This window comes from Sphingomonas sp. (genome assembly GCF_031372575.1).
GTDB lineage: Bacteria > Pseudomonadota > Alphaproteobacteria > Sphingomonadales > Sphingomonadaceae > Sphingomicrobium.
In genome coordinates this window covers 1-9457 of record NZ_JANMLM010000002.1, presented here as the reverse complement: position 1 = coordinate 9457, position 9457 = coordinate 1, and the positions used below count along the sequence as shown (strand labels likewise).

The 9457-nt window shown below is 64.0% G+C and carries 8 protein-coding genes and 1 pseudogene; 8 read left to right on the top strand and 1 reads right to left on the bottom strand.

Annotated elements, in window-relative coordinates; genetic code table 11:
* The 4 genes and pseudogenes from RMN73_RS00165 to RMN73_RS00150 form a co-directional block, all read left to right on the top strand.
* A pseudogene (locus RMN73_RS00165) lies at positions 1-723 on the top strand (F0F1 ATP synthase subunit alpha); the annotation flags it as partial.
* A gap of 13 nt (positions 724-736) precedes the next feature.
* Entirely contained in the window at positions 737-1624 is an 888-nt protein-coding gene (locus RMN73_RS00160; RefSeq protein WP_309601295.1) for a F0F1 ATP synthase subunit gamma, read from the top strand.
* A gap of 28 nt (positions 1625-1652) precedes the next feature.
* Positions 1653-3149 (top strand): F0F1 ATP synthase subunit beta, encoded by a 1497-nt coding sequence (gene atpD / locus RMN73_RS00155; RefSeq protein WP_309601294.1) that lies wholly within the window; start codon positions 1653-1655, stop codon positions 3147-3149.
* A 3-nt stretch (positions 3150-3152) separates the two neighbouring features.
* The gene (locus RMN73_RS00150; RefSeq protein WP_309601293.1) at positions 3153-3416 is read left to right on the top strand and encodes an ATP synthase F1 subunit epsilon; all 264 of its coding nucleotides are present in this window, start codon (positions 3153-3155) and stop codon (positions 3414-3416) included.
* Here RMN73_RS00150 and RMN73_RS00145 read toward each other — a convergent pair.
* Positions 3413-4906: a hypothetical protein gene (locus RMN73_RS00145; protein WP_309601292.1), complete on the bottom strand. Its 1494-nt coding sequence runs from the start codon at positions 4904-4906 to the stop codon at positions 3413-3415. The two genes, RMN73_RS00150 and RMN73_RS00145, sit on opposite strands and share 4 nt — an antisense overlap.
* 130 nt (positions 4907-5036) lie before the next feature.
* On the opposite strand from RMN73_RS00145, the gene RMN73_RS00140 reads away from it, so the two are divergent.
* The 4 genes from RMN73_RS00140 to RMN73_RS00125 form a co-directional block, all read left to right on the top strand.
* Positions 5037-6569, top strand: coding sequence for a CpaF family protein (locus tag RMN73_RS00140; protein ID WP_309601291.1), 1533 nt, complete (start codon positions 5037-5039; stop codon positions 6567-6569).
* Between the two features lie 146 nt (positions 6570-6715).
* Positions 6716-7540, top strand: a complete 825-nt coding sequence (locus RMN73_RS00135; RefSeq protein WP_309601290.1) for a methyltransferase — start codon at positions 6716-6718, stop codon at positions 7538-7540.
* Between the two features lie 8 nt (positions 7541-7548).
* The gene (locus RMN73_RS00130; protein ID WP_309601289.1) at positions 7549-9024 is read left to right on the top strand and encodes a class I adenylate-forming enzyme family protein; all 1476 of its coding nucleotides are present in this window, start codon (positions 7549-7551) and stop codon (positions 9022-9024) included.
* A partial coding sequence (locus RMN73_RS00125) for a hypothetical protein (RefSeq protein WP_309601288.1) occupies positions 9017-9457 on the top strand: 441 nt, incomplete at its 3' end. The genes RMN73_RS00130 and RMN73_RS00125, both read left to right, overlap by 8 nt.

Genomic DNA, 9457 nt, shown 5'->3' with positions numbered 1-9457 from the left:
GATCTGTCGAAGCAGGCCGTCGCCTATCGCCAGATGTCGCTGCTGCTGCGCCGCCCGCCGGGCCGCGAAGCTTACCCGGGCGACGTTTTCTATCTCCACTCACGCTTGCTCGAGCGCGCCGCCAAGATGAACGATGCCAATGGCGGCGGCTCGCTGACTGCGCTGCCGATCATTGAGACCCAGGCCGGCGACGTCTCGGCCTACATCCCGACCAACGTGATTTCGATCACCGACGGTCAGATCTTCCTTGAGACCGATCTGTTCTACCAGGGCATCCGCCCGGCCATCAACGTCGGCCTGTCGGTCAGCCGCGTCGGTTCCGCCGCGCAGACCAAGGCCATGAAGAAGGTCTCGGGCTCGATCAAGCTCGAACTCGCTCAATATCGCGAAATGGCCGCCTTCGCGCAGTTCGGCAGCGATCTCGACGCCTCGACCCAGAAGTTGCTCGCTCGCGGCGCCCGCCTGACCGAATTGCTCAAGCAAGCTCAGTTCGCGCCGATGCCGGTCGAAGACCAGGTCGCCTCGATCTATGCCGGTACGCAGGGCTTCATCGACACGGTCGAGACCAAGGACGTCACCCGCTACGAGCAGGCGATGCTGAGCTTCCTTCGCTCGGACCATGCCGACGTATTGAAGACGATCCGCGACACCAAGGTGCTCGACGACGACACCGCCGCCAAGCTCAAGGACGCACTCACCGCGTTCGGCAAGCAGTTCGCGTAAGGTCTGATACGACATGGCCAGCCTCAAGGCACTCAAGATGCGGATCGGCTCGGTGAAGTCGACGCAGAAAATCACCAAGGCGCTCAACATGGTGGCGGCGGCGAAGCTGCGTCGGGCCCAGTCGAACGCCGTGGCTGGCCGTCCCTATTCGGAGCGCATGTCGGCAGTCGTCGCCAGCCTCGCGCGCAGCGTCACGCCGGGGCCGCAAAGCCCGAAATTGCTCGCCGGCACCGGCAAGGATGACACTCACCTGATCGTCGTCGCCACCGGCGATCGCGGTCTGGCGGGCGCGTTCAATACCAATATCGGGCGCGCCGCGCGCAAGAAGTCGGTCGAGCTTGAAGCACAGGGCAAGAAGGTCCTGTTCTACTTCGTCGGTCGCAAGGGGCGCCCGGCCTTTCAGCGCAGCCACGCAAAAGCGATCATCGGCCAGCATGACACGATGGCGATGAAGAATCCCACTTACTCCGAAGCCGTCGCGGTCGCCGAGGACCTGCTCGCGCGCTTCGATGGCGGCCAGTTCGACGTCGCGCATCTGGCGTACTCGACCTTCAAGTCAGTGCTGGTGCAGGAACCGACGCTCGACCAGATCATCCCGGTCGCGATCCCCGCCACCGACCCCGCCCCCAAGGGCGGCCCGGCCTCGGCCGCGATCGAATATGAGCCCGACGAGGAGGAAATTCTCGCCGCGCTGCTGCCCAAGAATATCGCCATCCAAATCTATCGCGCCATGCTCGAGAATGCCGCCGGCTTCTACGGCAGCCAAATGACCGCGATGGACAATGCCACCCGCAACGCCGGCGACATGATCAGCAAATTGTCGATCAAATATAATCGCCAGCGCCAGGCCGCGATCACCACCGAACTCGTCGAAATCATCTCGGGCGCCGAAGCGCTCTAACCCGACCTAAAAGCTGAGGAAACTTACCATGGCCACCGCTGCCCCCGCCAAGCCCAAGAAGGCCGCTGCTCAATCCACCGCAACCACCGGCGGCAACCTCGTCGGTTCGGTCGCGCAGGTCATCGGCGCGGTGGTCGACGTCGCGTTCGAGGGCGAGCTTCCGCCGATCCTCGCCGCGCTCGAGACCGACAATGGCGGCAACCGCCTGGTGCTCGAAGTCGCCCAGCATCTCGGTGAGAATATCGTCCGCACCATCGCGATGGACGCGACCGAGGGCCTGACCCGCGGCCAGCGCGTCACCGCCTCGGGCGGCCAGATCCGCGTTCCCGTCGGTCCCAAGACCCTGGGCCGCATCATGAATGTCATCGGTGAGCCGATCGACGAGCGCGGCCCGATCGGCAGCGACCTTTCCATGCCGATCCACGCCGAGGCCCCGCCGTTCGTCGACCAGTCGACCGAAGCTGCGATCCTCGTCACCGGGATCAAGGTCATCGATTTGCTCGCGCCGTACGCCAAGGGCGGCAAGATCGGCCTGTTCGGCGGCGCCGGCGTCGGCAAGACCGTGCTGATCCAGGAACTGATCAACAATATCGCCAAGGGCCATGGCGGCGTCAGCGTGTTCGCCGGCGTCGGCGAGCGCACCCGCGAAGGCAATGATCTGTATCACGAATTCCTCGACGCGGGCGTCATCGCCAAGGATGCCGACGGCAATCCGACGCCCGAAGGTTCGAAGGTCGCACTCGTGTTCGGCCAGATGAACGAGCCGCCGGGCGCCCGCGCGCGGGTCGCTCTGTCGGGCCTTACCCAGGCTGAATACTTCCGCGACGTCGAGGGCCAGGACGTGTTGTTCTTCGTCGACAACATCTTCCGCTTCACCCAAGCCGGATCGGAAGTGTCGGCATTGCTCGGCCGAATCCCGTCGGCGGTGGGCTATCAGCCGACCCTGTCGACCGACATGGGCCAGCTGCAGGAGCGGATTACCTCGACCCACAAGGGCTCGATCACTTCGGTGCAGGCAATTTACGTCCCCGCCGACGATCTGACCGATCCGGCCCCGGCGACCTCCTTCGCCCATTTGGACGCGACCACCACGCTCAACCGCGCCATCTCCGAGCTCGGAATCTACCCGGCTGTCGATCCGCTGGATTCGACCAGCCGCGTGCTGACCCCGGCGGTTGTCGGGCAGGAGCATTATGAGGTCGCCCGCGCCGTCCAGGAAACGCTTCAGAAGTATAAGTCGCTGCAGGACATCATCGCCATCCTCGGCATGGATGAGTTGTCGGAAGAAGATAAATTGGTCGTCGGCCGCGCCCGCAAGATCCAGAAGGTCCTCAGTCAGCCGTTCCACGTCGCCGAAGTGTTCACCGGCATCTCGGGCAAGTTCGTCCAGGTCGAAGACACCGTCGCCTCATTCAAGGCGGTGGTCGAAGGCCAGTATGATCATCTTCCGGAGAGCGCCTTCTACATGGTCGGCGGCATCGACGAAGCCGTCGCCAAGGCCGAGAAAATGGCCGAGGACGCTTAACCGATGGCCGACCTTCACTTCGAACTCGTCACGCCCGAGAAACTGGTGCGTTCGGACGACGTCTATATGGTCGTCGTCCCGGGTACCGAGGGTGACTTCGGCGTCATGGTCGGCCACGCCCCGGTCATGGCGATGGTCAAGGACGATGCCGCGATCCAGGTGTTCAAGACCGCCGGTGGCCAGCCGGAGAATATCAAGGTCTCGGGCGGGTTCGCCGAAGTCAGCGAGCGCGGCCTGACCATCCTCGCCGAGACTGCCGAGGGCTAAACGCCGGGCCGTCGGCAGGCGTACACGCTGACGGTCGATTCGACATCCTGCAGCGCGCGGCTGAAGTCACGGCATTCCCATCTGGGGTCCATGCTTCCGATCCGCGGACGATTTCTTGGCGTGAGCGGATTGTCTGAGAACCACAACATCGCGCCCGTCGGGTCGCTTCCCGCGTCCTTCAGCAAAGCGGCATTCGGGTCCTGCCCGCTGCGCACGACACGCACCTCGACCGGCGCCCCTATCCGCCGAAAGGCCAGCCCCGCCATATCGGTCAAATTGGGCACCGACGATATTTCGCCAGTCGGCGTCGACCACAGGAAATAAAGCCGCTCGGGGTGCCGCTCGGCGATCCATGCTGATGCCGGCTCGATCGTCATCGCGCGGCGCTCTTCATAGCGCACGTCGCTCGATCCGGCGATCGCCACCGTCCCCATCATCACCAGCAGCCAGCCGAGTGACGCCGCTACCGCCACCGGCTCGCGGCCTGCCCACCGCCGCGCCCATAGCGCCAGCCCGAACAACAGCGCCGGCATCACCGGGGTCAGATAACGCGGCGCAAAGCTCGCTTTCCAGAAACCGACCAGCACCAGGATCACCAGGCCGATCGCCCCGCTCCACGCCAGCAATCGCTCGGGCAAGTCGGGCGCCGCCGCGCGCCAGTACCGCGCGCGTGTCCAACCCACCGCCGCCAGCACGACATAACCCTGCAAGCCGGCCCCGAACACCAGCATCGGCGTCATCAGGAAAAAGCTCCACGGCAGCGGATCGTAAGCGGCAAAGCGCGAGCCTGCGAATTGCATCAGGAACGACAGATGAAACGCCATCCACGCTGCAGCCAGCGCGAGCGGGGCCAGCGCCAGCCAGTGCGCGAATAATTGCCGCCGAAACAGGATCAGCAGCGCCAGCCCCTGCAACCCGCTGATCACCAGCGCATAATAATGGGTCAGCACCGCCGCTGCGGTCACCGCCGACCAGGCCAGCAGGGTTCGCCCGCGCAAGTCGCGCACCACCGCCATAAACGCCATCGCCTGCAAGCCTCCCAGCAGCATCAACTGCGGATAGGCACGCGCCTCGGTGCTCGCCGGAAGCAACGGCAGCCACAGGAAGCATGAGGCCGCCCACAACAACGCCAACGACCGATCGCGATGACCGAACCGTGCAATCACCAATGGCGTCGCCAGTGCCATCACCACCGCCGGCAGCCGAAGCATCGCATCGCTGCTCCCCGCGAGCTTGGTCCACGCCCACATCGGGGCGTAAAATGCGGGGCCGGTCAGCTCGGTCAGGCACCAACGCACCAGCCCGGCAAAGTCCGGCTGGGTCGCGATTGTCGCAGTGAACGTCTCATCGATCCACAGCGGCAGTTCCAACCCGGTTCGCAACCGGGCGATCGTGCCGAACAGCAAAGCGGCGACAAAGAATGCCGAAGCGCCGCGAGGTGCCAACCAGCCATGGGGCTCACGCACATCGATTGTCTGTTCGTCGCTCATCGCCCCCCGCTACAGTCCATTAGTTGATTCCTCATGAAACGCACCGCTTGCGCAAAGTTAGCAATTTCTAAAAGTTTGGGCCTTATTCACCATCTCGAATTCATCGGCAGAGAATCGGGATTGCGACGATATGAGTGCTTTCGGCAAGCGCAACGGGACTGGCGGCTCACGGCCGCAATTCGGGGTCGCGAGCCCGATGAAGGGCAGTCCTGGCGGCGGCAATTCCGCGCCGGTCGAGGAACCCGAAGGCGGCGACCAATTCCCGCCGCTCGAAGAATTTCCGGCGACCGACGAACCGGCCAATTCGACCACGCATAGCGCGGTGCACATGGGCGCGCTCGATCGCCTCAACCAGCGTCAGAATGCCAGCGGTGAGCAAGGCAGCAAGAAGGCCGAGGGTTTTGAAGCCTCGGTCCATCGGATCAAGGAACAGGTGCTTCCGCGCTTGCTCGAACGAGTCGATCCCGAAGCTGCGGCGACGCTCGGAAAAGACGAGCTGGCAGAAGAGTTTCGGCCGATCATCGGTGAAGTGCTGGCCGAGCTCAAGATCAACCTCAACCGCCGCGAGCAATTCGCGCTTGAAAAGGTGCTGGTCGACGAATTGCTCGGCCTCGGGCCGTTGGAGGAACTGCTCAACGATCCCGCGATCAGCGACATCATGGTCAATGGTCCCGATCAATGCTTCATCGAGCGCAAGGGCAAGCTCGAGCTGGCGCACATCCAGTTCCGCGACGAAGAACATCTGTTCCAGATTGCCCAGCGGATCGTCAACAAGGTCGGCCGCCGCGTCGATCAGACCACCCCGCTGGCCGACGCCCGCCTCGCCGACGGCAGCCGCGTCAACGTCATCATCCCGCCGCTCAGCTTGCGCGGTACCGCCATCTCGATTCGTAAATTCTCCGAGAAACCGATCACGCTCGACATGATGCGCGGCTTCGGTTCGATGTCGGAGAAAATGGCGACCGTGCTCAAGATCGCCGGCGCGTCGCGGATGAACGTCGTCATCTCGGGCGGTACCGGCTCGGGCAAGACCACCATGCTCAACGCCATGTCGAAGATGATCGACCCGGGCGAACGAGTCATCACCATCGAGGATGCGGCCGAGCTTCGGCTTCAGCAGCCGCACTGGCTGCCGCTTGAAACCCGCCCGCCCAACCTCGAAGGTCAGGGCGCGATCACCATTCGCGATCTTGTCATCAACGCGCTGCGTATGCGCCCCGATCGCATCATCCTCGGCGAAATTCGTGGCCAGGAATGCTTCGATCTCCTGGCGGCGATGAATACCGGCCATGACGGCTCGATGGCGACGCTCCACAGCAACTCCCCGCGCGAATGCCTCGCACGTATGGAAAACATGGTCATGATGGGCGACATCAAGATTCCGAAGGAGGCGATTTCGCGCCAGATCGCGGATTCGGTCGACCTCATCGTCCAGGTCAAGCGCCTCCGCGACGGCTCGCGCCGCACGACCAACATCACCGAGGTGATCGGGATGGAAGGCGAAGTCATCGTCACGCAGGAATTGTTCAAGTTCGAATATCTGGACGAGACGGCGGAAGGCAAGATCCTCGGCGAATATCGTTCGATGGGCCTGCGTCCTTACAGCCTCGATAAAGCCAAGCAGTACGGCTTCGACCAGCCCTATTTGGAGGCGTGCCTCTAGCAATCCTCGCCAACCGCCCCTGAACGGCTTGGAATCAACGCGCGCTCCCCTAACCGTGCCGCTGGTGCGCGCTCAATACCATCACGCACTTGCCTTGCCGCCCCGCTCCCCGCAAAACCCGCCAACACTTTGCCTGGGAGCGATTCATGAACCGCCATCACCTGCTCGTCGTCACCGCCTCACTGCTTTGCCTCGCCAGCGTCGGACCGACTTCGGTCGCCGTTGCCAAGCTCGGCAATCCCCACCGCACCGCGCTTGCCGCCTCAGTCGCTTCGCCCTCGCGCACGCCAGCAAACGTCTCGCGTGATCGTTACCGCAACCCCGCCGCGACGCTTGCTTTCTTCGAGGTCAAGCCGACCCACACCGTCGTCGAGATCTTCCCCGGCGGTGGCTGGTATAGCGAGATCATCGCGCCCTACGTCATCAACGGTGGCGGGACTTATTATGCCGCCGCGCCCGACCGTGGTCTCAACGGTTTCCGCAAGCTCGCCGCGACCAACGAAGCATTGTACGGCAAGGCCCGCACCGCCATCTTCCCGGTCCGGGCGGCGAATGAAACCGGCGTTCCGGCCGGCACTGCCGACGTCGTTGTGACCTTCCGCAACGTCCACAATTGGATGATGGGCGACAAGCCCTATGCCGACCTCGCCTTCCAGCAGATGTATGCGATGCTCAAGCCGGGCGGGGTGCTCGGGGTCGAGGAGCATCGCCTCGGCGAGAAGGCCGATAGCGCGCTCGAAAAGAAGAGCGGCTACGTCAAGGTATCGACCGTTCGCCGGATGGCAGAGGCCGCTGGCTTCCGCTTCGTCGGGTCGAGCGAGATTAACGCCAACAAGCGCGACACCAAGGATTATGCCGAGGGCGTGTGGACGCTGCCGCCCAATTATGCCCGCAAGGATGTCGACCGCGCCAAATATGCCGCGATTGGCGAAAGCGACCGGATGACGCTCAAGTTCGTCAAGCCGCGCTAAGGCGGGACGTGTCGCTTTTTCAATCGCTTGCGGCACATCCTGCCGATCGGATCGCGGTGCGGGTCGGCGCGCTCGACATCAGTTACGGACGTTTGCTCGCCGACATCGCCGCTGCCGCCACATCGCTTGCGGCCAAGGGGGTAGGCGAAGGATCCAGGGTTGGGATCCGGGTCGGCCCGGTGCCGTCGGGCCATTGCTACGCCAATTGGGTCGCCCATCTCACCAGCCTGTGGCTCGGCGCGGCCCATTGCTCGATTGTCGAGCCAGCCTCGATGGGCGCCGCGCTGCAGGCCGGGTTGATCGATGCGGTCATTGGCTCGGCCGGCACGCTTGGCGACATCCCCGCCGGGCTTGGCCGCATAACTTTCGATTGCGACCCCAAGCGACTGCTCGCGCCCAGTGAAACCCCGCCCAACCGGGACGTCGCTGCATCGCGCATCAATCTGACCTCGGGCACCACCGGCAAGCCCAAATTCCTGGTCTGGGATTCGGCCATGATCGCGGCCAGGATAAAACAGGTCGCCGACGGCGTCGCGATCGGCCCGCAGACGATCCTCTATTGTCTGCTCCATATGCGCACCACCGCCGGCTTCCGTTACCCGCTGGCGGTGTGGCAGGCCGGCGGCTGCATCTTGCTGCCCGATGATCCGGACGTCGCCATGCGTGATCGTGCCGCAATTGGCGTGTCGACGCTGATCGCCGCGTCCCCTGTCCAGCTTGCCGAGCGGCTTCGCGCGATCGAGGGCGACTGGGACGGGCGCGAGGGGAGGACGATCATCATGCTCGGCGGTCGCCTGCCCAGCGCGGTCCGGGATGAGGCGTTGCGCGCGGCCACGGCGCAATTGCTGATCAGTTACGGCTCGACCGAGACCGGCAGCATCGCGCTTGGTTCCTCCGACTTGATCGATCGCCACGTCGGCGCAGTCGGCTTCGTCCGCAGCGGCGTGGAGGTCGAAATCGTCGATGCTTCCAAGACCGCTGTCCCGGCCGGACAGCCGGGGCTGGTCCGCGTGAAGTCGGGCCTGATGATCGACGGCTATGAATCGACCGCGCCGGGCGAGGAAACCGGCCATTTCGACAATGGCTATTTTTACCCGGGCGACATTGGCCGCCTATTCGACGACGGCCTACTGGCGATCGAGGGACGCCTGACCGACACCCTCAATGTCGGCGGGTGGAAGGTCAGCGCGCCCGAGCTGGAGTCCAAGCTGTCATTCCTTCCCGGGGTCGATGACCTCGTCGCCTGTGTCATGCCATTGGCAGAGGGAGATTTGCTGACCTTTGCCGTCGTCACCGGCGACAATGTCGACCTGACGTCGGTCGCGGCGCGGATCCAGGAGAAGTTGCCCAAGGGCCGCACCTTCCACTTGCTCCGCCTCAAGTCGATCCCGCGCAACGCGATGGGCAAAATCCCGCGCGCGATGATTGCGAACAAGCTGACCGCGCTTTACGGCGCGAGCCGGAAGAATTTCCCCAATGCCTAATTCCGAACCGAGCCCCAAACTGACCCAGATGTCGCCCGTTGATGAACCGCTTCGCCCACGCCTCAGTGAGACGCTGGGCGTGCCCTGTGCCGTGTTCGATCCGGCGGCGGTCCACCACGTCGGCGTGTTCCTTGGCGAAGGAGTCGGGGTCGAAGTGGTGCCGGTGGCGATGCGCATGCTCGACCTGCTCACCGCGCAAAGCGACCGCAGCTTCGAATTTCACCAGGGGGGCCTGATCGGCCTTCCCGCCAAGGCCCAGTGCGGATCGAGCCTATCCGACGAAGTCACCGCGTTCGGCGAGAGATTGTTCGCCATCGGCGGCGCAATGTTCTGCGGGCCCGGCGGCGACCGCTTCGTTTACGAGCTTCGCGCGCGCTTCAATCTCTACTGCAAGTTCACCCCGCTCGAACCCTTGCCCGAACTTCGCGCCGCC